Below are 25,914 nucleotides of genomic sequence, written 5' to 3' on the forward strand. Positions count from 1 at the left end.
TATGCCAAAAAAACTGACGCTTGTTCTAACTGCAATCTTCCTTATGATCATGACTGCGTGCTCTGCCAAATCGACGGATACGAGTGTTGCAACAACACCGGGAAGCTCACCCGCTGCGGCACAAGCAATAACAGCAACCCCGCAAGCGGATAAAAAATTGCCCAAAGTCGCCTTTGTCTATATCGGTGTTCCCGGGGATGGTGGCTGGACGTATGAACACGATCAAGGTCGTATCATGCTAGAGAAAGAGCTGGGCATTAAAGCCACTACGGTTGAGAATATTCCGGAAGGTCCGGACGCAGAGCGGGTATTTGAGGAGCTGGCTCAGAAGAATGACATTGTATTCGGCACCTCTTTTGGTTACATGGATGCGATGGTCAATGTTGCTTCCAAACATCCCAATGTGAAATTTCTACATGCAACAGGTTACAAAACGTCCCCTAATTTGGGAACTTACATGGGGCGCGAATACCAAAGTGCCTACCTCGTAGGCATGGCAGCCGGCAAAATGACCAAAAACAATCACCTGGGCTATGTGGGCGCATTCCCGATTCCCGAAGTTATTTACACAATTAATGCTTTTACCCTTGGCGCACAAAGCGTGAATCCGGATATCGATGTATCCGTTGTTTGGAGCAACACGTGGTTTGATCCAGCAACAGAGAAACAAGCAGCGATTTCTTTGCTCGACAAAGGCGTGGATGTGTTGGCGGCTTATCAGGATTCACCTGCCAGTATTCAAGCGGCTGCGGAGCGTAAAGTTTGGGGAATCGGCAATGACTCCGATATGAACAGATTTGCGCCAGAAACCTACATTTCGAATCCGAAATGGAACTGGGGACCTTATTATGTGAAAACGGTGAAAAGCATCATGGACGGCACATGGAAGTCAGAGGCCTATTTTGGAAGTATGAAAGAGGGAATTACAGACATTGCGCCTCTAGGTAAAAATGTGCCAGCGGATGTCAAAGCGCTCGTTGAGAAGAAAAAGCAAGACATTTTGGCAGGAACCTTCGAGGTGTTCCAAGGTCCGCTTATTGATCAAGATGGGAAAGTCCGCTACGAGCAAGGGAAAAAGATGACAGATGAAGAGATTTTAGGCACAACATGGTTTGTTAAGGGGATTAAGGGTGTCATTCCGAAATAAGTGAAAAAGGGGAGAGGGCGATGACGATACAAGATATGGCATTGCTTAGCGAGTGGCATCCCGTGTTGTTGTCGTCAGCACTTAGGGATGAACCGGTTCCTGTCACGATATTAGGTGAAAAAGCAGCCGTTTTCCGCACCTCGCAAGGCGTCCACGCGTTCAAAGATCTGTGCATTCACAGGGGCGTGCCGCTTTCGTTAGGCAAAGTGAAGGGTGATGAGCTTGTATGTGCTTATCACGGATGGTCTTACAATGGCTGCGGTACCTGTACGCGAATTCCGTCTTTGCCTGCGGATCGCGCGATTCCGACGAAAGCCAAAGCATTCGTGTATGGCTGTGTGGAAGCTCACGGATTCATCTGGGTATGTCTGGGGATTCCGCAAAGTCCGCTGCCGAAGGTGAGCAGTTTCATTCCTGATGGTTTTAAGGAAGTGCTCATGGGGCCATATACCTTGCAAGCAGCAGGGCCGCGCATTATCGAGAATTTCCTGGATGTATCCCATCTCATGTTCGTGCATGAAGGCTTGCTGGGCGATAGCGAGTTTGCTGAAATAGGGGATTATCAAGTTAATGAGGAAAATGGTGTTCTCACCTCGGACGAAATCGTGGTGTATCAACCTGATCCCGATGGCACGGGGCGCGGTGTACATAGCCGATATGTATACGAAGTATTCGGTCCGCTCTGTGTCGCGTTTACCAAAAGAGATCAAGGTACGGATCACATCTTCCGGTTGTTCCTGATGGTGCTGCCGGTGACGGAGCAGATGAGCAAGGCTTTCATGCTGAAGCAGAGGAACTATGCTTACGAGGAGTCGGATGAGATTTTCGTCAAATTTCAAGATCTGCTCATCGAGCAAGATCGGGTTATGGTCGAGAATCAAAAGCCTGAGCTGCTGCCTCTGGATCTGCAAGCGGAGCTGCATTTGAACACGGACCGCTTGAGCATTGCATATCGTAAACGGCTTCGAGAGCTAGGCGTTAGCTTCGGAACGGCTTAATAAATAAAGACGCTGTGGCGTGTGAGCGAGAAGAGAACTTTTTCGCTTATACGGAAGCAGCGTCTTTATTCACGTTCCCCCTCTCTGAGGGTACAGGGGGGCAGCTTGTCTATGTTGATGTTCCTTTTTTTGATTTCGATAAGAAGGAGTTGTATGAATTCCTTCTCTAATTTTAAATCAATAGAGCTGAAATAGGCATCTATCAGCCTTTGACTGCTAAGCGATTTCATCATGGTCCTCATACATTTCCTACGTTATTTTCGTTTTCTGCTATTTTTAAGCAGCGTCATTCTTCGGGAATGCCGCAACCAAGAGTAGTACGTTTTTAAATCACGCAATTCCATTGTCTCCGACATTCGTCCAAGAAACGTAATGACGATCATTTTATGTAAAGGGTTGCCTATAAGATCCGATTCCGTTTCATCTACCGTAAATTGCACAACCATAAGCAGATCATCATCAATCACATAGACTTCTTCCTCATTTCGATAGTAAGATGCGATGTTGCCGTTCTTGAGCTTATTCCATAAGAAAGAGCAGATTTCTTCAAGTTTGGTATTTTCGTTCCCAATACGACTGCACCAGCGGCTATGCGCATGATGGGTGATGACGATATCTACAATTTTCTTGTCAGCTAGTTCGATGTAAAAGGGATCGTAGGTATTCCAACGGCTCATTGTTTTATCTTTCATACCCAGAACTCCTCTCTGCTCAACCAAAGATGTTAAAAAATTTCCATATTTATACTAATTATCATAATGTTAACTCGCTTTGGAGACATCACAAATCTGAAAGGGTTGAATGCAAATATTTTGCATGATCATGCAAAAGGTGAAAATATTATTGCATTTGTTTGCAAGTGGATGGAAGGATCTTGTAAAATGCTAAATTTTGCATTCAGTAGTAAATTGTGAATGTGTCAGGTTTTGACTGGTGCCAAATATGATATACTGAAACTGGAAGGATGGCGATTAACGATGGCGCAGTTATTTGATCCTAAGAATGATTTTGTGTTCAAAAAGATTTTCGGAAGTGAAGAAAATAAGGACGTGCTGCTTGCATTTTTGAACGAGACGTTGAAACACACGGAACGTGAAGCGTTAAGCGAAATCGTTCTGGTTAACCCGAATTTAGATAAAGATTCGCTGCAAGATAAGCTTTCTATTCTGGATGTTCGTGTTAAGACAAGCAGCGGTAAATACATTGATATAGAGATGCAGTTGTTTAATAAATACGATATTGAAAAACGAAGTTTGTATTTGTGGTCCAAATTGTACGAAGCACAGTTAAGTGAGGGACAAAAATATAAAGAACTGAATAAATGTATAACGATTAATATTCTGAATTACTCATTTTTGCCGGATACACCTTACCATAGTATTTTCCAGCTTAGGGAGATTGCCACTCAGTTGCCGCTGATCGATGATATAGAGCTCCATTTCATTGAATTGCCTAAATTGAAGGAAAACGCTGTGAGCCTAGAAGAAGGTTTGGTAAAATGGCTGCTGTTTCTGAAAGGAACCGAGAAGGCAAAGTGGGAGGTGCTGGCTATGAATGAACCGCAACTTCGTAAAGCGATGGATACCTTGGAGTTTTTAAGCCAGAATGAAGAGGCAAGAAGGCTGTATGAGATGAGGCAGAAGGCTTTGCATGATGAGGCTTCGATGCTTTATGGGGCAAGGGAAGAAGGTAAAGCAGAAGGTAAAGCAGAAGGTAAAGCTGAAGGTAAGTTCGAAGTGGCAAGGAATATGCTGGGTGAAGGCATCGCTGTTTCTCTGATTAGTAGAATGACGGGTTTATCTGAGCAGGAGATTGAGAGGTTGAAGGGGGAGCGGCATTAGAAGGATGGCGCAGCTACTCATGTTTGCCGGATGCGCATTACCATAGTATTTTCCAGCTTAGGGAGATTGCCACTCAGTTGCCGCTGATCGATGATATAGAGCTCCATTTTATTGAATTGCCTAAATTGAAGGAAAACGCTGTGAGCCTTGAAGAAGATTTGGTGAAATGGCTGCTGTTTCTGAAAGGAACCGAGAAAGAAAAGTGGGAGGTGCTGGCTATGAATGAACCGCAACTTCGTAAAGCGATGGATACCTTGGAGTTTTTAAGCCAGAATGATGAGGCAAGAAGGCTGTATGAGATGAGGCAGAAGGCTTTGCATGATGAGGTTTCGATGCTTTATGGGGCAAGGGAAGAAGGTAAAGCTGAAGGTAGAGCTGAAGGCAAAGCAGAAGGTAAATTCGAAGTAGCAAGGAATATGTTGGGTGAAGGCATCGCTGTTTCTCTAATTAGTAGAATGACGGGTTTATCTGAGCAGGAGATTGAGAGGTTGCAGGGGCAGCAACACTAGGACTGAATGTATACGGCAGAAGAACGTTTCTTATTTAATCAATACAGTCGTTGCATCCACTTTAATGTGTAAAAAAGGACTGTATAATTAGCCAGTGGCTAGTTATACAATCCTTTTTTATTTGGTAGAATAAGATTACCACCATTGACCATTGACAACATTTAATTCGCTTCGCACTGATGAAGTAGGGCCAGAGAATGTTTGCTGTACAGCAAGAGTTTCCTCTTTGGATAAAGCTAAATTAGCTAATTGAGGGGGATTTTGATGACGAATTTCATTTTGTTTCAAAGCAAAAATCATACCATGCAATTTTGGATTTAATTGGATAAGTGACATTGAGGGCAGCCCCTTTATTATTTTTTGATAAACATATTATATCAAATAATAGAAAAGATGTGAGAGAGTTTGAAAAAGAAATCTAAGTATGCAATAGGAGCAGGAATAACTCTATATATCGTATTGCAGATTTGGTGTTCGTATATTACTTTTCATTTTCCATTTATGGGAATTAATTTGGAATTAACCTCCGAGAAACAATGGGTAATAAAAGAACTTGATGGAGAAAGTGCTAGTTTAAAGTTGAATGTTCAGATTGGGGATGTTATTGAGCTTGTGGATGGCAAGTTGCCTGAGAATAATATTATTATTCAGAAGTGGAGGGCAGTTGAGCAAGCTCATACTATTCGGATTTCCAGAAATGGGATCCAACATGATATTAACTTAAATTCACAAAGTCATATTGGCTATGATGCAGTTCCACTTTTTGAAGAGCTTGTGTGTTTATTTATGGCAATCTTGCTTTTCACAAAAATGAAGCGTTCTCCCTCTGCACGGTTGCTCGGGGTTGTTTTTCTGACAATGGCTATTATTAATATGAGTCATGGTGCTTCTATAAGAGGAGATACCATTGGTAAGTTGCTGATTACAAGTTTAATGATGTTGTTGCCTGTTCTTTTTTTGCAATTTTTGGTTGTATTTTTCAAGGAGAAGGGCGGCATTTTGTTGCCAACTCGAATGTTAAAATATTTATATGCCGTTGTGATAGTAGCGATCTGCTTAAGAGGTTCATACTTTTTCCCGACTATGTCTTTGTTATATCAATATGATGGCTCTATAACCCTTGGATTCTTTGTTTTCGGTTTCATTTTAAACGTTTATATGCTAACGATTCTATATGTGAGATTTGGTAAACAAAAGTCTCATATGTCTAGTATAATTAGGAGTGTCTGGTTATCGTGGCTAATCTCTTTTTTGCCAATTATCTGTTTTAGTTTTTTACCACAACTAATTACGGGACAACGGATTTTAAATGGTGTATTTACAAGTTGGGTTATTTTGTTATTCCCTATATCGTTTGTTTACTTAATCGCCTCAAATCAGATATATGATATTGGTTTGGTTATTCGTAGGTTTATATTTGCAGGTCTCATGTCAGCTATTCCCGTTAGTTTGTTTACGGGAGCCTATGTCTTCTTATTCAGCCAAGAAATACACGAGAAACAAATTTTATTTGTTTTCGCCGGTTCTCTTATTTTAGTATCAACAATGCTCTATGCAGCAGAATATTGGACAACGCGTCTGGAACCATTCCTGTTCCCAAGGAAATTTATTCTACAATCTGCCCTTAAGAAAATTTCGAAAAATTTAGGATCCATCTCCAACTTGCGAGAGTTGAAAGAAATTATACTCGTTGATATTGTAAATACACTTCAGGTGCTTGGAGGAGCTATTGTTTTTCGGCATAAGGATGATACAGAAATTATTTACCATGGTGAAATTGATACGTTAGAAATCGAAAAATTAGTTAATTCGTCAAATTTGCTTGAACATCCGAACTATACCTGTATTGAGATGATGGGACATGAAGCTTATACAGGTTATTTAATCATGGCACGTAAAAAGACGAATACACATATTGCCCAGGAGGAGAAGCAATGGTTACAGCTTATTACCTCATATTTGGAAGTTAGCTTGGAAAATGTTCATTTGATACGTAAATTAACGGTCAATTTACAGCGGTTTGCTAGTCAGCTTCCTCATGAAGCTGCTGCTCAAGATATTCAATGGTTTAGGAAAGTGATGTTTGAATTGCAGGAAGAGGAACGGATACGTATTGCAACTGACCTGCATGATACGACTATGCAAGATCTTTTTTTTCTCAAAAGGAGACTGTCTACGCTAGCTGACAAAGCCACTTTACACAAGTCAGATCAGGAACAGTTAAATAATATGAATAACTTTGTAGATATGATTAATGCCAGTTTACGGCAAAGTTGTTTTGAGTTGAATCCTCATTTACTAAAAGAAGTAGGTTTAATACAAACTCTTAAAATGTATATTGAAAAGGAGGCTTATTCGACACCGTTCGAACTTATCTTTGAAGTCGGCTCCTCTTCCTTTATTGAAAGCAAGGATCTTCCTACCAAACGCCACATTTTTCGAATTGTGCAAGAATTACTTAATAACGCGAAGAAGCATTCTCAAGCTACTAAAGTGACCATGAAAATGGATGAAACCAATCATTTCTTTTATATGAATTATGAAGATAATGGCGTTGGATTTAATGATAATAAGGAGCCTCAATTAGAAATAGGTGCCTCTGGAATGGGAATTGAACAAATGCGCAGCAGAGTTTTGCATATGGGTGGGCAGATGGATTGCCTTACACAGCGAGGGAGCGGAACAATATTTAAAATCAGAATTCCAATTGAGGAGGTCATTTCTGCATGAGTGAGGCAGTCAAAACCCTTGTTGTTGATGATCATCCACTATTTGCACGTGCGACTAAGGCCTTACTGGAGCAAATAGAGCGAATCGAGGTTATTGGTATCGCTAGCAACGCCAAGCAATGTTTGGAACAAGTTGAGCTTCATCAACCAGGGCTTATCTTTCTTGATTACCAGTTGCCGGACAAGTCGGGCACAGAAGTTGCCGCGGAAATTAAACGTAAGTATCCGGATATTCATATTGTTATTTTTACGGGAATCGAATTGAGAGGAATATTTAACAAACTGATTAAAATTAAAGTTAGTGGCGTGTTGTCCAAAGAGTCGAGTGAGCGGACAATCAAAAATATGGTGAATTGTATTTTGGAAGGCTACACGATGCTTCCTATTGCTTTCTTTCATCAAATGGATTTGACAGAGTCGCTTGTTCAAGAAAGCTTCCTCTTGGTAGAGGAAGAGATTCTTATGATGAACATGTTGGTAAAAGGAGCTACGCATGATCAAATTGCCGATCAAATTTTTATGAGTAAGCGAACAGTCGATAATTACTTACGCAAAATCTATGATAAATTAGGCGTGAAATCTAGAACAGAAGCACTTGAGAAGTTTATTAAAAGTAAATACTACTCGTAGACGTAAGCAGGAGGAAAGAATTTGCACCAGGACATTCAGGAACACATGTATCGCATGGTTGATGATTATGTCTATGTCGAAGATTTAAATGGACTGCTTAAATCTTTTATCGCAGACAAAGGACAAGAACAGAGTTCGTGGGCGAGAATCACGTTCTGTACTCATTACATGTTAGGTGGAGATTCACCTCATATTGAACGCTTTGCAGCTGTAACGGAGCTGATTAATCTAACGTTGGATATTATCGATGATCTGCAGGATCAAGACCAGACAGACAAGCCATGGATGAAAGCTCCCCAAGCTACAACGTTAAATACTGTACTGGCGATGATTATGGGAGTTGTTGGCGAGTTGGGTCAGTTACAGGTTAACGGTAAGATGCTGTTTGAAGCCACTCAAATTATCGCGCGATCCATCAATGGACAGCACAAAGATATAATCAACGCGTCAGTGTCAGTGGATGACTATCTGATCATGACACAAGAAAAATCAGGCTCTCTATTCCGATTGGCTTGTTTTATGGGGTATTTATCGCTGGAGTGTCCAGACGAAACGATTGAGCAGCTTCATGAACTGGCGGATTGCATAGGACTCATCCATCAGATCCAGAACGATATGCGAGATCTCGTGCGATATGATGTGAAGAATGATTTGTACTTTAAAAAGCGCACACTGCCCATTCTATATCTACTCTCCATAGAAGATGAAGCCTTCAAACCATTAAAAGACTACTACGCAGGTAAAATTACCGCTGATTCTCTTCTTCACGACAAAGAAGCCTTCAACCAAATGATTCATGATTCCGGATGTTTGGAATACTCGCGGGTCGTGCAATCCATCTGTTTGCAAAAAGCAGAGGAGATCTACGCAAAGCTGCAAGCAGCCTCGCCTTGGAAAGAAAAATTTAGAGAAATTACCTATGGAGACTTCCTGCATGCATAGAAGCTCACGTTACTGTTCCTGAATTCGGACGGTAATGTGAGCTTTTTTACATGGATGGAGTTACCTGCGAATGCGCTGGTAGTCACTCATGAAAGCAAGCTGTAAAGCGGCACTGACGATGTCATACAAGATAAGAAGAACGAGGAAAAGGAGGGGCAGCCAAAGCGTATTAACAAGTAAACCAGCTATGAGGTTAAAAAGAATCGCGGCGCCGATAAGCGGCAGTGTGTTTGGCGTTCGGTTCTCAAAAGCTATGCGCGCGAACGGATAAGGGCTTGAGGAAGGGAGCAGTCTTCTGCGACAAGACTTAATTCAAGAAAAAGGAAGCGTATGCGAAGCAATAGATAGATCAGTATCATAAATATGGCACCAGCGATTTGAAGAATGGCTGTCAAAATCCCCCCTATTATGAACAGGGGAATCATGATGAGAAGATTTAATAAGATAAATCTGATGAAAAATTTAACCCCATACATAACCAACTTTTCTAATGAAAGCTTTCGTTGATTGACGGCCTCGTGCAGCAAACCTACATATCCTCCCTGTAGAAAGGCTTGAACGATGAGAAAGAAGATGAGGAACAACAAGTTGTTAATCAAGTGTGAAGCACTGAAACTGCTGCCGACAAGCTGCACGGACCCTGGCAGGAAGCCTTGCTCGGAAACAGCGTTTATCGAGGGCAATCCCATCTGCAGCGAAAACTTGAAGGTAAGATGCGGGCTGCCATGGAAGCCATAAAGCGCCGCGCCTACCAGTATTGTCAATACATCCATAATAACCGGGATGAGAACAAGCAGTGGAAATTTAAATAGTTTTCCAAATGTTGCGGATATCAAGTGTAATTCCTCCTCAGCGAACTCCTCTTCTTTTACGTGGAAGAACTTGGAAAAGTTGCGTTTTTTTCGTGATATAGTTCGTATTTGTGGGGAGTTCATATGCCTCAACCCCATCGATCATGATATAATAAGATAGGAGAAGGAATGGAGTTGGTGGTATGTTCGATAGACTTGACCCGAAAGTAGATTTTGTATTTAAGCGTATTTTCGGAGTGGAAGAGAATAAAGACGTACTGCTCGATTTTTTGAATGTAGCGTTAAGGGAAAGCGAGCCGCAGCCATTGACCGACATTCACATTCTGAATCCCTACATCGATAAAAATGCTTTGCACGATAAACAGTCCATTCTGGACATACATGCCCGCACGGCGGATGGGAAGCAAGTGAATATTGAAATTCAATTGTTTAACCGTTACGACATTGAGAAGCGGACTTTGTATTATTGGAGCAAAATGTACGCTAGCCAACTAGAAGAAGGACAAAAATATAAAGAGCTCAAAAAGACGATTACCATTAATATTTTAAACTTTAAATTTATTCCTAATGAGCGTTATTATAATTTGTTTCATTTGAGGGAAGATCATATGGGACTCGTGCTGACGGATCATATTGAGATTCATTTCATGGAGCTTCCCAAGCTAGAGGAGCAGAAAGTCAGGATCTCGGACAAATTAGTCAAATGGCTGTTGTTCTTAAAAGGTGTGGACAAACCAGAAGTATGGGAGGAGATTTCGATGAACGAACCGGCTTTGCAAAAGGCGATGGATACGCTCGAATTTCTGAGTCAGAATGAAGAGGCTAGAAGGCTTTATGAAATGAGGCAAAAAGCGCTGCATGACGAAGCCTCGATGATTGATGGGGCTAGGGAAGAGGGCAGGCAAGAGGGAATGCAAAAGGGTATGCATAAGAGCAAAATCGAAATAGCCAAGAATTTGCTCGGCATGGCCTTCGACGTAGCTCAGGTAATAGAGGCAACGGGATTATCTAAAGATGAAGTTCAAAGATTAAAAGATGAATTGATGCAGTAGTTACACCAGAGACCGTCTCATAGTAGGACGGTTTTTTTCTTCTCGATATTTCGGATAAATTTATCAAATGACTGTTGTTCTTAAAAAACGTGAACAAACCAGAAATAGGGGAGGAGATTTCGATGAACGAACCGGCTTTGCTAAAGGAGATGGATACGATTGAATTTTTTAAGCAGAATAAAGAGGCCCGAAGACTTTATGAAATGAGGCAAAAAGCGCTGCATGACGAAGCCTCGATGATTGATGGGGCGAGGGAAGAGGGCAGGCAAGAGGTAATGCAAGAGGCAATTCAAAAAGGTATGCATGAAGGCAAAATCGAAATAGCCAAGAATTTGCTCAGCATGGCCTTCGACGTAGCTCAGGTAATCGAGGCAACGGGCTTATCTAAAGATGAAATTCAAAAATTAAAAGATGAAATGATGCAGTAGTCATTCCCAAGACCGTCCTTTTATAAGGCGGTTTTTTTTCATTTAAATGATGGCATTTGAAAACAACGATCCGCGGATAACCCCTCGTACATGTTTAGTTATTGACAATCATTATCACTTAGAATAAAATAAATACTATATTATAATTATTATAAATAAGAAATTATTACAAATTCAACCTGCAAAGGAGAATGCAAATGACTCATAATCACTTAACTACGAATCAAGGCGCGCCAGTAGGCGATAATCAGAATTCACGGACAGCTGGCCAGAATGGCCCTACGCTTTTGGAGGATTACCATCTTCTAGAGAAGATTGCTCATTTTGATCGGGAGCGTATTCCGGAGCGTGTGGTGCACGCGCGTGGAGCGGGGGCGTTTGGAACATTTACGGTTGAAAATGCGATGAAACGGTATACGAAAGCTGGCTTTCTTGGTGAAGCGGGCAAAGAAACGCCTGTATTCGTTCGCTTCTCCACCGTGATCCACGGTCAAAGCTCACCGGAGACAGCGCGTGATCCGCGTGGCTTTGCGGTGAAGTTTTATACGGAAGAAGGCAATTATGATTTGGTCGGCAACAATTTGCCTGTGTTTTTTATCCGCGATGCGATGAAATTTCCAGATATGGTTCACTCGTTGAAGCCTGCGCCGGACACGAACGTTCAGACTCCTGATCGCTATTGGGATTTCATGTCACTGACACCGGAATCTACGCATATGCTGACATGGGTATTCTCGGATTATGGTACACCTGCCAACTACCGTGAGATGAACGGCTTTGGTGTCCACGCCTTCAAGTGGATTAACTCCGTTGGCAACTACGTGTATGTGAAATATCACTGGAAGCCGCATCAAGGCGTGCGCAATTTGAGCAAGGCAGAAGCCGCTGCAGTTCAGGGTGAGGATTTCAGCCACGCAACGAGAGACTTGTATGACGCTATCGCACGCGGCGATTTCCCGAAATGGGATCTGCATGTGCAATTGCTGCAGCCGGAGGATCTGGATGCTTATGATTTCGATCCGCTGGACCCAACGAAGGTTTGGCCGGAAGAAGTGATTCCGCTGCACAAGGTAGGGACGATGACGTTGAACCGCAACCCGCAGAACTTTTTTGCCGATGTAGAGCAGGCGGCATTTGCACCTAGCGTATTGGTTGCCGGAATAGAACCATCCGAAGACAAATTGCTGCAAGGACGGCTGTTCTCCTATCCCGACACACAAAGGCACCGTCTAGGCGCAAATTACTTGCAAATTCCAGTGAACTGTCCCTACGCAACCGTGCAAAATAACCAACGGGACGGCGCTATGCAAATGAAGCCGCAGGCCGGCAGTATCAACTATGAGCCAACTCGTCATGCGGATGAGCCTAAGGAAGCACCCGAGTATCGGGACAGCAGCACTCCCCTTCACGGCAGCGCAACCCGGCAGAAGATTGCCAAAGCGAATGATTTTGCCCAAGCCGGCGACACCTTCCGCAGCTTCAGCGAGCAGGAGCAGGCGAATTTCATTTCCAATTTGGTCGGCGACTTATCCTCGGTGCATGAGAAATCGAAGCTGCTGGCGATCTGCAATTTCTATCGGGCGGATGCGAAGCTCGGGGAAAGCCTTGCGGCAGGGTTGAACGTAGATATTTCAGGCTATTTACAGCACTTGAACCGCTAACTTATAAAAGCAGCAACTCGTAGAGGAGGTTTCCAAAATGGTCCATCATGATCTTGAACAAGCGCTGCAGCGCATGCGTTCCAAAAACATTCATTTAACCCCGCAGCGGTATGCGTTATTGGAATATTTGTACGCGCAACGCAGCTATACGACGGTGAAAGATATTTGTGAAGCGTTAATGGTCAAGTATCCGACGATTAATGCGATGACAGTGAACAGCAGTCTGCACGTATTTAAACAGCTTGGATTGGTGAAAGAGCTCGCCGTGATCGGAAGCTCCATACGATATGAAGCTGCTCTAAGCTCATAAGGGTAAAAAGAAGCGCCCCACTCGCTACAAAGAGGATCTAGCCTCGAGTAGTCGATTGGGGCGCTTTGCTATGTCTATTTTGCTGCTGCAAAAGCAGACAGCGGAATCGGGAATTCTAGAATACCCAGCACATAAGGAACATATTCGTACAGGCCAAAGTATACGACAACCGTGTCATCCTTCAAATAAAAGCCCTGATCGTCACGGATGGATTCGAATGGTTCGAGTAGATCGGATTCCAATTGTCTTTCTTTCAATTGCTTTGTGATCTCTTGATTGATGATAGTCTTGTAATTGGTATTATTCGAAGTCAACTGCTGTAGGCTCAGCTCATTCCCTGTATCCAGATCGAACGTATGAGCATCATGGGAAGTGGACCCGTGGGCGCCGCCTGTAAATGTATATACTTCAAAGTAGAGACTAAGTTTGTGTTTCTGATTATATGTGATTTGATAATTAACATCTAAGGAATAGGGATAAACGTTGCCGTTCTTGCTTAGCTCTTTGTTGGCGGCATCTTTATATTTCTCGATCTCGCTTTGAATGAATGCGTTAATTTTCGTGCTTGCCGCGGAATTGGCCCATCCTTCAATTTGAGGATAGTTTATGGTAATGCTCTGATTGTCGGTTATCTTTTTCGAATCGGACTTGTTCGTCAAGGTGAGTTCGTTTTCTTGAATTTTAGTAATAGAAACTACATGGTTTTGATCGTTGTATCCGATTTGGTAACCCATCTGTTCAAGGAGCAAACGCAGCGGCAAGTAGGTGGTTCCATCCACGATGACAGGCGGCAGCGGTTTGTAAAATTCACGACCATTCATCGCATATTTCGTGCTTTGATTCATCATGCTCATTTTCTTATTAGGGGCGCTGACGGTAACTGTTTTGGTAGCCTCATCCCAAGCTGTCGTTAAGCCAAGCTTTTGGCTGAGAAAAGAAAGACCGACATAGGTGTCGCCGTCCACCGATTTTCCGCCTGGCACTTCCAGCAGTTGATCTTCGATCTGGATGTTCAAAGGGGCAAGCTTGATCTCGAAATCGGTGCTTTCCGCCTGTGCATAAACGCTTGCTTGCTGTAGCAGGGCTGGACTTGCAGCGACTAGCAGAGCTGTGGCCAAAGTGATTTTCAGTAATGCGGGCATATTCTTTTTCATTAATATCTCTCCTTTGTGGCATTTATTTAATGATTTATGAATTAGACGGTGCGTCTATTTAGAAGGTTCGAAGTTTTTTTTGGATTTGTCGAAAATAATTGAACGCGCTTTCCTCGAATTTCTCCGAGTATTGGGATCACTTAAGGAGGAGTGAAAACGGAAAAGAAGATATAAACCGGTGTTTATTGGAAAAACACTACCTAAAAACGAACTATACGAAAGAAATAGTTAAAAAACGTTCGCTTTTTGAAATTGACATCGCACGTCAGTTGGTAGTAAACTAGGGAAGCGGGAAATGAACCCGCACTAATTGAAAATGTCGAATCAACTCGTATAAAATCAGGGATAAGGCCTGAAAGTTTCTACCCAAAAACCATTAATTTTTGGACTACGAGGAAGCGAATGAGGGAAACCATAGGAAGACGATGGTCTTTTTGCATTCGGTTCTTTTGCTGTCCAGCGGATAGAATCATGTATTCTAGCTCTGGGCGTTTTTTGGGTTTAGAGGTTGATTGGATTGGATTTATTGGAAATGAAAGTTTTGAAAGCTAAGCTTTCAAAACGACTTAACTATATGAGAGTGGGTTTGAGATGACGGTACGTGTTGGTGTCATAATGGGAAGCCAGTCGGATTGGGAAACGATGAAGCACGCATGCGACATGTTGGAAGAGCTCGGAGTGCCATACGAGAAAAAGGTGGTATCTGCGCACAGAACGCCGGATTTGATGTTTGAATATGCAGCCGCGGCGGCAGGCCGTGGGATCCAAGTGATTATTGCCGGAGCAGGCGGGGCGGCGCATCTACCAGGAATGGTAGCAGCCAAAACGGAGCTACCGGTTATTGGTGTTCCCGTGAAGACGTCCACGCTGAACGGACTGGATTCCTTGCTGTCCATCGTGCAAATGCCAGGCGGCATTCCGGTGGCCACGGTGGCTATCGGCCATGCAGGAGCCACGAATGCTGGCTTGCTGGCGGCGCAAATCCTCGGCGCCTTCGAACCGGAGCTGCAAGCGAGGGTCAGAGCACGTCGCGAGCGCATCGCGCAAACGGTGATTGAAAGCAGTGACCTGCTATGACAGCAGCAGATGGCAAGATCATCAAGCCCGGCGGCACGATCGGCGTCCTGGGTGGCGGGCAGTTAGGCCGCATGCTGGCCTTGGCCGGCCGCAATATGGGGTATCGCTTCGTGACGCTCGACCCGACGGAAGACGCGCCTTGCGGTCAAGTCGCCGATGAGCAAATCCTGGCGAACTTCGACGATGTCGAAGCGGCGAGGAAACTAGCGGCGCACTCGGATGTGATCACGTATGAATTTGAAAACGTCGATGCCCACGTCACGAACATTTTGATGAACGAATCCTATGTTCCCCAAGGGAGCGAGCTTTTATATACAACCCAGCATCGTCTGCGCGAAAAGAGAGCGATTGAAGCTGCTGGCGTGCCTGTTGCGCCTTATGCGGAAATCGGCAGCGCAGCGGAGCTTGGGGAAGCAGTTGTTCGCTTTGGCACACCCTGCGTGCTCAAAACCGCTACTGGCGGCTATGACGGCAAAGGACAGTGGGTTATTCGCTCTTTAGATGAAGTCGAAGAAGCTTACGAGACACTGAGCCGCGCCAAAACAGAGTTGGTACTCGAACAATTCATTCATTTTGACAAAGAATTATCCGTCATTGCAGCGAGAAGTCCTCGTGGGGAAGTGAAAGCTTTCCCGGCAGCGGAAAACATACATGTACATAACATCCTGCATCAATCCATCGTACCTGCTCGCATTCCAGTGGAAGTGCAGCAGGAAGCAGAGCAGCTGGCCATTCGCATCGCCGAATCGCTTGGCGTGATCGGATTGATCGCGGTTGAGCTGTTTTTAACGAAGGATGGTCAGCTTTATGTGAATGAGCTGGCGCCACGCCCGCACAATTCCGGCCATTACACGATGGAAGCGTGCCGAACTTCGCAGTTCGAGCAGCATGTTCGCGCGATTTGCAACCTGCCGCTGGGTTCAACAGAACTTCTGACCCCTGTCGTGATGGTGAATCTGCTTGGTGAACATATCGAGCCGCTGCAAAGCTTAATTGACCAGCCAGGTTTCCTGGAAGCGGAGGATTTAGGCGTAAGCGCGAAGGTTCATCTGTATGGAAAGAAAGAAGCCAAAGAGAAACGCAAGATGGGACATATCAATCTCCTGGCAAGCAATGTGCAGCATGCACTGACTTGGATAGAACGCACGAGCATTTGGGAAAGTAAGTAAATGATAATTATTGGAGGAACGGCACAATGATCGAACGTTATACGCGCCCGGAAATGGCGAACATTTGGACGGAACAAAACAAGTTTCAAGCATGGTTGGAAGTCGAAATTCTTTCTTGCGAGGCTTGGTCTGAGCTTGGGGTCATTCCTAAGGAAGATGTGAAGGTGCTGCGCGAGAACGCAAGCTTCAACATCGACCGCATCTACGAAATCGAGCAAGAGACGCGTCATGACGTGATCGCCTTCACAAGAGCCGTGTCCGAAACACTTGGGCCTGAACGCAAATGGGTTCACTACGGTTTAACGTCAACGGACGTTGTGGATACAGCACTTGGCTACTTGTTGAGACAAGCGAACGAGATCTTGGACAAAGACATTCAGAATTTCATTGAAATCCTTCGCAATAAAGCGATTGAACATAAAGATACAGCGATGATGGGCAGAACGCATGGGGTGCATGCAGAGCCGACGACTTTTGGTCTGAAAATGGCGCTTTGGTACGAGGAAATGAAGCGTAATCTGGAGCGTTTCCGTTTTGCCGCTGATGGCGTACAATTCGGTAAAATCTCTGGTGCTGTCGGTACTTACGCGAACATCGACCCATTCGTTGAGCAATATGTGTGCGACAAATTGGGCACGAAAGCTGCTCCAATCTCGACGCAAACTTTGCAGCGTGATCGCCACGCGGAATACATGGCAACAATTGCTTTGGTTGCTACTTCCTTGGATAAATTCGCAACAGAAATTCGCGCGCTTCAGAAGAGTGAGTTCCGTGAAGTGGAAGAGCCATTCGCTAAGGGTCAAAAAGGCTCCTCCGCGATGCCGCACAAGCGCAACCCGATCGGCTGCGAAAGCATCTCCGGCCTGTCCCGCGTGATTCGTGGACATATGGTTTCCGCTTATGAGAACGTGACGCTGTGGCATGAGCGCGATATCTCGCACTCCTCCGTTGAGCGTATTATCCTGCCGGATGCAACGCAATTGCTCAACTACATGCTGAACCGCCTAGGCAACATCATCAAGAACTTGACGGTGTTCCCTGAGAATATGAAACGCAACATGCGCAGCACGTATGATGTTCCTTTCTCCGGCCGCGTGATGACGAAGCTGATCGACAAAGGCTTTTCGCGTGAGCAAGCGTACGATACGGTTCAACCAAGAGCGATGCAAGCTTGGGAAGAACAACGTTCTTTCCGCGACATCGTAGAGAATGCTTCCGTTATTACTGAGGCTTTAAGCCCAGCAGAAATCGCAGATTGCTTCGATCCGAGCTGGCATTTGAAACACGTTGACACGATCTTTGACCGTTTAGGTTTGAAATAGCATTTGCAATGAGGGGAGAGGGGAATGTTGGCTGTGATCACGAAAATCCTTGATTCAGCGGTAGAGCTGGTGAAAGCGCCGCTTGTTCACAAAGGCAAAGTGCGCGAGTTGTATGATTTGGGAGAGAACTTCTTGATCGTCGTAACGGACCGCATCTCGGCGTTCGATTATATGTTGAAACCGGATGTTCCGGACAAAGGCTACGTGCTGAATGCGCTGAGCAAATACTGGTTCAACGTGACGAGTGGCTACATGAAGAACCATATCGTGCACACGGACGTGGAACAACTTCATGCTGTCATTCCTGACGCAGCGGCGAGAGAGCTTCTGAAGGAGCGAATTATTGTTGCGAAAAAAGCAGAGCGCATCTCCATCGAGTGTGTAGTTCGCGGCTACATCACAGGCAACGGCTGGAGACAGTACGCTCAGACTGGCGAGATTAACGGCCGCAAGCTTCCTGAAGGACTGCGGAAGAATCAACGGCTGGAAGATCCGATTTTCACGCCTGCGGCGAAAAATGATGTTGGCCATGATGAAGACATTTCCGTGGAACAAATGGTGGCGCTGGTCGGTGAGAACCTGACTTACGAGCTGCAAGAGAAAAGCATCATGCTTTACACGCTTGCGCATGCGATTTGTGAGCAAAAAGGCATTATTTTAGCCGACACGAAATTCGAATTCGGCATTTATGCCGGTGAACTTATTATTATTGATGAGATTTTCACACCGGATTCCTCCCGTTATTGGTCACAAGAGAATTATGCACTCGATATCGAGATTGATTCGATGGACAAAGAGCCCGTTCGTACGTACTTGGCGGGTTCAGGCTGGGACAAAAACAGTGAGCCTGACGAGCTTCCGGCTTCTGTTGTGGAAGAGACGTCCAATCGATATAAAGAGATTTTGCGTCGTTTGACGGAGTAGTGGGATATTCCACCCACAATCTAGACCTCAGTAAGGAATAGGAGTCTCTACAGACTCTTATTCAATGAGAAACGCAGAAATTATGCGGGATAAGAGCTTTTAGGGACTCTTATTTGCCGAAATATCGGTGAAATAGCCTTTTTTATGGGAAATAAGAGCCTCTAGAGGCTTCTAATCTCTCGTTTTGGATGGATGAATGACATATAAGAGTCTTGAGGGACTTCTATTTTGAGGAGGAGATTGGATATGAAAGCAACGGTCTACGTAACGATTAAGCAGAACGTATTGGATGTTCAAGGAACTGCGGTGCAAGGAGCGCTTCATTCGATGGGTTTTGAGGAAGTTGGCAAGGTGCGCATTGGCAAATATTTGGAGCTTGAGCTGGGAACAACGGATAAAGCAGAAGCAGAAGCACGCGTGAAGGCGATGTGCGAGAAGCTGCTTGCGAACACGGTTATCGAAGACTACCGCTACGAGTTGGCGTAACATACCGAATAGGCTTACCACTTAAAAGGAGGAACACGTCATGAATTTTGCGGTTCTCGTTTTTCCGGGATCGAACTGCGATATCGATTTGTACAAAGCAATCGAAGATTCAATCGGTGAACCGGTTGACTACGTATGGCATACAGAAAGCGACTTGTCTAAATATGATTGCATCCTAGTTCCAGGCGGATTCTCTTATGGAGATTACCTGCGCTGCGGAGCTATCGCACAATTTACGAATGTTATGAAATCCGTTGTGAAAGCGGCGGAAGAAGGCAAATATATTCTAGGTATTTGTAACGGATTCCAAGTGTTGACGGAAGCAAGATTATTGCCAGGAGCGCTGCTGCGCAACAATGGCATGAAATTCCGCTGTCACCAAACGGCGCTTAAAGTAGAGAACAACACGACGGCTTTCACGCGTGATTATGCGGAAGGCGAGATCATCACTATTCCTATCGCTCATGGCGAAGGCAATTATTATTGTGATGATGCGACACTGAAAGAATTGCAAGAAAACAAACAAATCGTGTTCCGTTATGAAGCAGGCAGCAACCCCAACGGATCACTGGACGATATTGCAGGAATCAGCAACAAAGCAGGCAATGTTGTTGGCATGATGCCCCATCCGGAACGTGCGGTTCACGAGATTCTGGGCTCAGCAGACGGCAAGAAAATGTTCACATCAATTCTAAGCGCTTGGAGGGAGAAACATGACGCAGCAGCTATCCGCTAAGGAACCATCAGCCGAACAAATCGCGGAACAGAAAATTTACAAGCAAATGGGCGTAACCGACGAAGAGTTTGCCAAAATTTGCGGCTTCCTTGGACGCAATCCGAACTATGTGGAGATCGGCGTATTCAGCGTTATGTGGTCCGAGCATTGCTCTTACAAAAATTCCAAACCGGTGCTTCGCAAATTCCCTGTGACAGGACCTCGCGTTCTGATGGGACCTGGGGAAGGCGCAGGGATTGTAGATATCGGCGACAACCAAGCCGTCGTTTTCAAAATTGAAAGTCATAACCACCCTTCCGCGATCGAGCCTTACCAAGGCGCGGCGACAGGTGTGGGCGGTATTATTCGTGATATTTTCTCCATGGGCGCGCGCCCTGTAGCGCTGCTGAATTCCTTGCGTTTCGGCAAACTGCAAAATGATCGTGTGAAGTACTTGTTCGAACACGTTGTATCCGGTATCGCAGGGTATGGGAACTGCATCGGGATTCCAACGGTTGGCGGCGAAGTGATGTTCGACGAAAGCTACGAAGGAAACCCGCTTGTTAACGCCATGTGCGTCGGTCTCATCGACCACGACATGATTCAACGTGGTGTTGCCAAAGGTGTTGGCAACCCAGTGTTCTACGTAGGGCCGGCAACGGGCCGCGACGGCATTCACGGTGCGACTTTCGCGTCCGAAGAGCTGACGGCTGAGTCTGAAGCCAAACGTCCAGCAGTACAAGTCGGCGATCCTTTCATGGAGAAGCTTGTGCTGGAAGCATGCTTAGAGTTAATCGATTCCGGCATCGTGCTCGGAATTCAAGATATGGGCGCAGCGGGACTCACTTGTTCCAGCGCTGAGATGGCAAGTAAAGCAGGCAACGGCATGGAGCTGTACCTGGATGAAGTACCGCAGCGCGAAGACGGCATGACAGCATACGAAATGATGCTGTCTGAGTCTCAAGAGCGGATGCTTTTCGTGGTTGAGCCGAAGCATGAGGCGCAAGCCAAGGGCATTTTTGAGCGCTGGGGACTCCACTGCGCCAAAGTCGGCAAGGTAACCGATGACGGTTACCTGAAATTGATCCACCACGGTGAAGTCGTGGGGAACATGCCTGTCGGCGCACTCGTCGACGAGTGCCCGGTGTACAATAAGCCGAGCAAAGTGCCGGCTTATTACGAAGCTAGCGCAGCCATCGATACAACTCGTTACCCAGAGGTAACGAAGTTGACAGATGCGCTTAAATCGGTGCTCGCGTCCCCGACGGTAGCGAGTAAAGAGTGGGTGTACAACCAGTATGACTACATGGTTCGTACAGAAACAGCTGTGCGTCCGGGATCGGATGCAGCGGTTGTAACGATTCGCGGCACCCGCAAGGGCCTCGCGATGACAACCGACTGCAACGGACGCTACGTGTACCTGGATCCGGAAGTTGGCGGACGGATCGCCGTTTCCGAAGCAGCGCGAAACGTGGTCTGCTCCGGCGCTGAGCCGCTGGCTGTAACGGACAACTTGAACTTCGGCAGCCCGGACAAGCCGGAAATCTTCTGGCAGTTGGAGAAATCCACAGACGGTATGGCAGAAGCTTGCCGCTTCCTGGATACGCCGGTTATCGGCGGAAATGTCTCGCTGTACAACGAGAATTCCAAAGGCGCGATCTACCCGACGCCAGTCATCGGGATGGTTGGTCTTGTGCATGACATCGACCACATCACGACACAAAGCTTCAAAAACGAAGGCGACATCATCATCCTGCTCGGCGAGACGAAAGCAGAACTCGGCGGCAGCGAATTCCAATATGTGATTCATAATGTAACAGAAGGACGTCCACCTGAGCTTGACTTAGCAACCGAGAAACGCCTGCAAAACGCCGTTTTGAAAGCCATTCAAGAAGGTCTTGTCGCTTCAGCGCATGACTTGTCCGAAGGCGGCTTGGCTGTAGCTTTGGCTGAAAGTTGTATCAGTGGCAGCGTTGGCGCAGCAGTAAACGTAACGTCTGAGCTTCGCCCTGATTTCGCATTGTTCAGTGAAACACAGTCTCGTATTCTACTAAGTGCAACACCTGACAAAGCAGACGCATTGAAGCACTGGATTGCTTCCCAAGGCGTGCCGTATGAAGAAATCGGAACCGTAACGGGTGCAGATTTGACGATCAAAATCAACAACGAACAGCGTCTCCAGTCTCCGGTAAGCGAGCTGGCGAAAGTCTGGAAGGATGCGATCCCATGTCTAATGGCATAGAACAATCCAAGGCCCTAAAGCTTCCCGCAGCTCCTCTCGTTCAATTGGGGGATCAGCAGCATGAGCTTTGGACTGGTGAGTATTTCAACGAAGGTGTTGGCGGCCAAGGCGGATTGTTTGATAAGCTGAATGAAGAGTGTGGCGTGTTCGGGGTGTATGGTCATCCCGAAGCCTCCTCGCTGTGCTACTACGGGCTTCATGCCTTGCAGCATCGCGGACAGGAAAGTGCCGGCATTTGTACAGTTGAAGACGGTAAATTCAATTATTATCGCGGCATGGGACTTGCCAAAGAGGTGTTTACGAACGATAATCTGCATCCTCTGACAGGTTCTACGGCGATCGCGCATGTGCGTTATTCAACAGCTGGCGAAAGCAAGCTTGCGAATGCACAGCCGCTCGTATTCAAGTACCGCGAGGGTGATCTGGCGATTGCAACGAACGGCAACCTCGATAATGCAAACATTATCAAGCGGGAGCTTGAGCGTAAAGGATCTATTTTCCAAACGACCAGCGATACCGAAGTTCTGGCGCATTTGATTGCTCGTTCGGAACATGATGATATCGTGGATGCGGTGAAGGATGCTTTGCATCAAGTGGTTGGCGGATTCGCCTTCTTGATCATTACCAAAGATAAGCTGATTGCTGCACTAGATCCTAATGGATTGCGCCCTTTCATGATTGGCCGCCTTGGTGATGCGTACTTGTTCGCTTCCGAGACCTGCGCGTTTGATGCGGTGGGGGCCGAATATTTCCGCGACGTTCAACCAGGTGAGATTATTGTGCTGGATCGCGACGGCTTCCATTCGGAACAATTTGTCGAGGGTGGCAAGCGTGCGATCTGTGCGATGGAGTACATTTACTTCGCTCGTCCAGACAGCGATATTGACACGGTGAACATTCACTCTGCGCGCAAGCGGATGGGGAAACGTTTGGCGATGGAAGCGTTCGTGGACGCGGATATCGTGACGGGCGTGCCGGATTCCAGTATTTCGGCGGCCATTGGTTTTGCGGAACAAACGGGTATCCCGTATGAGCTGGGTCTGATCAAGAACCGCTATACAGGCCGGACGTTCATCATTCCAAGCCAAGAGCTGCGGGAGCAAGGGGTCAAAATGAAGCTGAGCGCTGTGCGCAAAGTGGTTGAAGGCAAACGCGTTGTCATGATCGATGATTCCATCGTCCGTGGAACAACGTCGCTGCGCATCGTCAACTTGCTGAGAGAAGCTGGCGCGACGGAAGTGCATGTGCGGATTTCTTCGCCGCCTTTCATGAACCCTTGCTACTACGGGATTGATACGCCGGACCGCAAGGAACTGATCGCTGCGATGAATTCCATCGAAGAAATTCGCAAAGCGATCAACGCGGATTCCCTTCATTTTTTAACCAAAGAGGGACTGCTTGATTCGATTGGTCAAGGTTCGGCTGGAGCGGCGAGCGGATATTGCACGGCTTGTTTCGATAACAGCTATCCAACGGAAATCGTCGATGTGACGAAAGTTGGTTGTGCTTGCGATTAATCGGGTAATCAATAGGGAAATGCTAAAAATTGGAATACACAACGGGCGGGACGGACGCATCGGCGGGCGCCCCCCGATACATAGACAAAACTAAGGAGTGGAAGCGACGTGTCAGATGCTTACAAAAAGGCTGGAGTCGATATCGCAGCAGGGAACGAAGCCGTAGAACGGATGAAAAAGCACGTCAAACGGACATTCCGTCCTGAAGTGTTAACGGACCTCGGGGGCTTCGGCGGGCTGTTCAGCTTGAACAAAGACAAGTATGAGGAGCCTGTGCTCGTATCGGGTACGGATGGCGTGGGCACGAAGCTGAAGATCGCTTTTGCAATGGATAAGCACGATACGATCGGGATTGACGCTGTTGCGATGTGTGTGAACGATATTATCGTTCAAGGCGCGGAGCCGTTGTTCTTCCTTGATTATCTGGCTTGCGATAAAGTTATTCCTGAGAAAATCGAAGCAATTGTTAAAGGGATCGCTGACGGTTGTGCGCAGTCTGGCTGCTCACTCATCGGCGGGGAAACGGCGGAAATGCCGGGCATGTATGCGTCAGGGGAGTATGACATTGCCGGCTTTACGGTTGGAATCGTTGACAAGAAAAAAATAATCGACGGTACAACAATTCGTCCTGGAGACGTAGTTCTAGGTCTGGCTTCAAGCGGCGTGCACAGCAACGGGTTCTCTCTTGTGCGCAAGCTTTTGCTGGAAGATGGCGGTTATACGCTGCAAGGGCATGTGGAAGAGCTGGGCGACAAGCTGGGGAATGTGCTTCTTGAGCCAACGAAGCTTTATGTGAAGCCAGTTCTGGCGATGCTGGAAGATGTCGCGATCAAAGGGATGGCGCATATTACAGGCGGCGGTTTCATCGAAAATATTCCACGCGTTTTGCCGGAAGGCGTAAATGTAGAGATCCAATACGGCTCATGGCCGATTCTTCCGATCTTCGCGCTGATGCAGCGTGAGGGCGGCATTTCGAACAACGATATGTTCCGTACGTTCAACATGGGGATTGGTATGGTTGTGATCGTGAACGCAGACGATGCTGAGAAAGCTATTGCAGCAGCGGAAGCGCAAGGCGAGAAAGCCTACCGTCTTGGTGTTGTAACCGAGGGCGAGCGTGTCGTGACGTTCCAAGGAGCTGAGGTGTAATGCAGCCTTACCGGATCGCAATTTTTGCTTCGGGCAGCGGCTCTAATTTCCAGGCGATCGTGGACCAGGTACAGAAAGGGAAGCTTGATGTCAGCATCGAGCTTCTTGTCTGTGACCGGCCCAAAGCCTACGTGGTTGAGCGCGCCAAGGAAGCGAAAGTGCCTATGTTCGTGTTCAGTCCAAAGGAATATGAAAGCCGCGAGGCGTATGAAGCTCTCATTCTGAAGGAGCTTGTCGAGCGTCAGGTTGATCTGATCGTAATGGCTGGCTACATGCGGATTATTACGGATGTGCTGGTGGGGCCTTATTTTGGGCGGATGATCAACATTCATCCATCGCTGCTGCCGTCGTTTCCAGGCGTGCGCGCGATTGAGCAAGCCGTCGAGTACGGCGTGAAGCAAACCGGCGTCACCGTGCACTTCGTGGACGGCGGCCTGGACTCCGGCCCGATCATCGCGCAGCGCGCCGTGGAGATCCACGAGCACGAGACCGCGGAATCGCTCGCGGAGCGGATTCATGCGGCCGAGCACGTGCTGCTGCCGCAGGTGATCCGCTGGCTGCGCGAGGATCGCGTGAGCCTGGATGGCCGCAGGGTTGGCGTGCGGCTGTAGGGGGTAAGGCTGGCTGATTAACGGCCTTAAAGATTTTGTTTTCCCTCAAGAGGCGGAGTTTGGCCGAGGTTAAGGCTGTTCCGCAGCCTTAAGTCAGGCAACTGATCAGAATTGGCTGCTTTAAGGCTGATTAATGGCCTTAAAGATTCGATTTTTCCTCAAGAGGCGGAGTTAAGCCGAAGTTAAGGCTGTTCTACAGCCCTACGTAAGGCAGCTGATCAGAATTGGCTGCTTTAAGGCTGATTAATGGCCTTAAAGATTCGGTTCTCCCTCAAGAGGCGGAGTTAAGCCGAGGTTAAGGCTGTTTATCAGCCTTAAGTCAGGCAGTTGGTCAGAATTGGCTGCTTTAAGGCTGATTAACGGCCTTAATGCAATTAGACTTAACAGTGGACACAACGAATTGGGAAATTAGATAATAGACCTATCCAAATTACGAGGTGTCCGAGATGAGTGAATTCCGCCAACGGTACAATCAAAAGTTTAAAGAGG

General features: G+C 46.4%; 26 protein-coding genes and 1 riboswitch. Of the genes, 21 read left to right on the forward strand and 5 right to left on the reverse strand.

The features are described 5' to 3' along the window. The first annotated feature begins 1 nt into the window (after position 1). Together HQN90_RS33885 and HQN90_RS33890 are read left to right on the forward strand one after the other, a co-directional pair. Positions 2-1,147, forward strand: coding sequence for a BMP family ABC transporter substrate-binding protein (locus tag HQN90_RS33885; RefSeq protein ID WP_173227304.1), 1,146 nt, complete (start codon positions 2-4; stop codon positions 1,145-1,147). Between the two features lie 20 nt (positions 1,148-1,167). Then, the gene (locus tag HQN90_RS33890; protein WP_173227305.1) at positions 1,168-2,145 is read left to right on the forward strand and encodes an aromatic ring-hydroxylating dioxygenase subunit alpha; all 978 of its coding nucleotides are present in this window, start codon (positions 1,168-1,170) and stop codon (positions 2,143-2,145) included. Between the two features lie 65 nt (positions 2,146-2,210). On the opposite strand, the gene sda is transcribed toward HQN90_RS33890, so the two are convergent. Beyond that, positions 2,211-2,387, reverse strand: coding sequence for a sporulation histidine kinase inhibitor Sda (sda, locus tag HQN90_RS39430; protein ID WP_338042423.1), 177 nt, complete (start codon positions 2,385-2,387; stop codon positions 2,211-2,213). Between the two features lie 12 nt (positions 2,388-2,399). After that, positions 2,400-2,837 (reverse strand): hypothetical protein, encoded by a 438-nt coding sequence (locus HQN90_RS33900; RefSeq protein ID WP_173227306.1) that lies wholly within the window; start codon positions 2,835-2,837, stop codon positions 2,400-2,402. A gap of 285 nt (positions 2,838-3,122) precedes the next feature. Between HQN90_RS33900 and HQN90_RS33905 the strand changes: the two genes are divergently transcribed. Then, entirely contained in the window at positions 3,123-3,986 is an 864-nt protein-coding gene (locus tag HQN90_RS33905) for an Rpn family recombination-promoting nuclease/putative transposase (protein ID WP_173227307.1), read from the forward strand. Positions 3,987-4,009: 23 nt separating this feature from the next. Beyond that, positions 4,010-4,495, forward strand: coding sequence for an Rpn family recombination-promoting nuclease/putative transposase (locus HQN90_RS33910; RefSeq protein WP_173227308.1), 486 nt, complete (start codon positions 4,010-4,012; stop codon positions 4,493-4,495). Between the two features lie 135 nt (positions 4,496-4,630). On the opposite strand, the gene HQN90_RS33915 is transcribed toward HQN90_RS33910, so the two are convergent. Continuing rightward, the gene (locus HQN90_RS33915) at positions 4,631-4,831 is read right to left on the reverse strand and encodes a hypothetical protein (protein ID WP_173227309.1); all 201 of its coding nucleotides are present in this window, start codon (positions 4,829-4,831) and stop codon (positions 4,631-4,633) included. 69 nt (positions 4,832-4,900) lie between these two features. Here HQN90_RS33915 and HQN90_RS33920 point away from each other — a divergent pair, with 69 nt between their 5' ends. From HQN90_RS33920 to HQN90_RS33930, 3 genes are read left to right on the forward strand one after another with little or no spacing between them, the layout of a single operon-like run. Then, the gene (locus HQN90_RS33920) at positions 4,901-7,225 is read left to right on the forward strand and encodes a sensor histidine kinase (RefSeq protein WP_173227310.1); all 2,325 of its coding nucleotides are present in this window, start codon (positions 4,901-4,903) and stop codon (positions 7,223-7,225) included. Further along, positions 7,222-7,854 carry a response regulator transcription factor gene (locus HQN90_RS33925; protein ID WP_173227311.1) on the forward strand — a complete coding sequence of 211 codons (633 nt, stop codon included), beginning with the start codon at positions 7,222-7,224 and terminating at the stop codon, positions 7,852-7,854. Before HQN90_RS33920 ends, HQN90_RS33925 begins: the two co-directional genes overlap by 4 nt. A gap of 21 nt (positions 7,855-7,875) precedes the next feature. Continuing rightward, positions 7,876-8,796, forward strand: coding sequence for a polyprenyl synthetase family protein (locus tag HQN90_RS33930; RefSeq protein ID WP_173227312.1), 921 nt, complete (start codon positions 7,876-7,878; stop codon positions 8,794-8,796). Between the two features lie 251 nt (positions 8,797-9,047). On the opposite strand, the gene HQN90_RS33935 is transcribed toward HQN90_RS33930, so the two are convergent. Then, entirely contained in the window at positions 9,048-9,632 is a 585-nt protein-coding gene (locus HQN90_RS33935; RefSeq protein WP_173227313.1) for a hypothetical protein, read from the reverse strand. Between the two features lie 158 nt (positions 9,633-9,790). Here HQN90_RS33935 and HQN90_RS33940 point away from each other — a divergent pair, with 158 nt between their 5' ends. The 4 genes from HQN90_RS33940 to HQN90_RS33955 all read left to right on the forward strand — a co-directional run bounded on the left by HQN90_RS33940 (position 9,791) and on the right by HQN90_RS33955 (position 13,059). Beyond that, positions 9,791-10,660 (forward strand): Rpn family recombination-promoting nuclease/putative transposase, encoded by an 870-nt coding sequence (locus tag HQN90_RS33940; RefSeq protein WP_173227314.1) that lies wholly within the window; start codon positions 9,791-9,793, stop codon positions 10,658-10,660. Between the two features lie 74 nt (positions 10,661-10,734). Further along, positions 10,735-11,088 carry an Rpn family recombination-promoting nuclease/putative transposase gene (locus HQN90_RS33945; protein ID WP_173227315.1) on the forward strand — a complete coding sequence of 118 codons (354 nt, stop codon included), beginning with the start codon at positions 10,735-10,737 and terminating at the stop codon, positions 11,086-11,088. Between the two features lie 197 nt (positions 11,089-11,285). Next, complete coding sequence (locus tag HQN90_RS33950; protein WP_173227316.1) at positions 11,286-12,749, forward strand: catalase; 1,464 nt, start codon at positions 11,286-11,288, stop codon at positions 12,747-12,749. Positions 12,750-12,786: 37 nt separating this feature from the next. Then, positions 12,787-13,059: a Fur family transcriptional regulator gene (locus HQN90_RS33955; RefSeq protein WP_079414606.1), complete on the forward strand. Its 273-nt coding sequence runs from the start codon at positions 12,787-12,789 to the stop codon at positions 13,057-13,059. A 74-nt stretch (positions 13,060-13,133) separates the two neighbouring features. Here the strand turns inward: HQN90_RS33955 and HQN90_RS33960 are convergent, their stop codons facing one another. After that, on the reverse strand, positions 13,134-14,213 hold the full coding sequence (locus HQN90_RS33960; protein ID WP_173227317.1) for a stalk domain-containing protein: 1,080 nt from the start codon (positions 14,211-14,213) through the stop codon (positions 13,134-13,136). Between the two features lie 309 nt (positions 14,214-14,522). After that, a riboswitch (purine riboswitch) is annotated at positions 14,523-14,624 on the forward strand. Positions 14,625-14,804: 180 nt separating this feature from the next. Between HQN90_RS33960 and purE the strand changes: the two genes are divergently transcribed. The 10 genes from purE to purN all read left to right on the forward strand — a co-directional run bounded on the left by purE (position 14,805) and on the right by purN (position 25,425). Further along, the gene (gene purE / locus HQN90_RS33965; protein ID WP_173227318.1) at positions 14,805-15,290 is read left to right on the forward strand and encodes a 5-(carboxyamino)imidazole ribonucleotide mutase; all 486 of its coding nucleotides are present in this window, start codon (positions 14,805-14,807) and stop codon (positions 15,288-15,290) included. After that, positions 15,287-16,459: a 5-(carboxyamino)imidazole ribonucleotide synthase gene (gene purK / locus HQN90_RS33970; RefSeq protein ID WP_173227319.1), complete on the forward strand. Its 1,173-nt coding sequence runs from the start codon at positions 15,287-15,289 to the stop codon at positions 16,457-16,459. Before purE ends, purK begins: the two co-directional genes overlap by 4 nt. 26 nt (positions 16,460-16,485) lie before the next feature. Further along, entirely contained in the window at positions 16,486-17,781 is a 1,296-nt protein-coding gene (gene purB / locus HQN90_RS33975; protein ID WP_079414610.1) for an adenylosuccinate lyase, read from the forward strand. A 24-nt stretch (positions 17,782-17,805) separates the two neighbouring features. Further along, the gene (locus HQN90_RS33980; RefSeq protein WP_079414611.1) at positions 17,806-18,705 is read left to right on the forward strand and encodes a phosphoribosylaminoimidazolesuccinocarboxamide synthase; all 900 of its coding nucleotides are present in this window, start codon (positions 17,806-17,808) and stop codon (positions 18,703-18,705) included. 246 nt (positions 18,706-18,951) lie between these two features. Further along, positions 18,952-19,191: a phosphoribosylformylglycinamidine synthase subunit PurS gene (purS, locus tag HQN90_RS33985; protein ID WP_079414612.1), complete on the forward strand. Its 240-nt coding sequence runs from the start codon at positions 18,952-18,954 to the stop codon at positions 19,189-19,191. 40 nt (positions 19,192-19,231) lie between these two features. Next, positions 19,232-19,927, forward strand: coding sequence for a phosphoribosylformylglycinamidine synthase subunit PurQ (gene purQ, locus HQN90_RS33990; protein WP_079414613.1), 696 nt, complete (start codon positions 19,232-19,234; stop codon positions 19,925-19,927). After that, entirely contained in the window at positions 19,905-22,148 is a 2,244-nt protein-coding gene (purL, locus tag HQN90_RS33995) for a phosphoribosylformylglycinamidine synthase subunit PurL (protein ID WP_079414614.1), read from the forward strand. The genes purQ and purL overlap by 23 nt, the downstream gene beginning before the upstream one ends. Continuing rightward, positions 22,133-23,665 carry an amidophosphoribosyltransferase gene (gene purF / locus HQN90_RS34000; protein WP_173227320.1) on the forward strand — a complete coding sequence of 511 codons (1,533 nt, stop codon included), beginning with the start codon at positions 22,133-22,135 and terminating at the stop codon, positions 23,663-23,665. Before purL ends, purF begins: the two co-directional genes overlap by 16 nt. 108 nt (positions 23,666-23,773) lie before the next feature. Then, positions 23,774-24,814, forward strand: a complete 1,041-nt coding sequence (gene purM, locus HQN90_RS34005) for a phosphoribosylformylglycinamidine cyclo-ligase (protein ID WP_079414616.1) — start codon at positions 23,774-23,776, stop codon at positions 24,812-24,814. Beyond that, positions 24,814-25,425 carry a phosphoribosylglycinamide formyltransferase gene (purN, locus tag HQN90_RS34010; protein WP_079414617.1) on the forward strand — a complete coding sequence of 204 codons (612 nt, stop codon included), beginning with the start codon at positions 24,814-24,816 and terminating at the stop codon, positions 25,423-25,425. The genes purM and purN overlap by 1 nt, the downstream gene beginning before the upstream one ends. Positions 25,426-25,914: the final 489 nt, after the last annotated feature.

It is taken from the genome of Paenibacillus alba (assembly GCF_013204855.1).
GTDB classification, from domain to species: domain Bacteria; phylum Bacillota; class Bacilli; order Paenibacillales; family NBRC-103111; genus Paenibacillus_E; species Paenibacillus_E alba.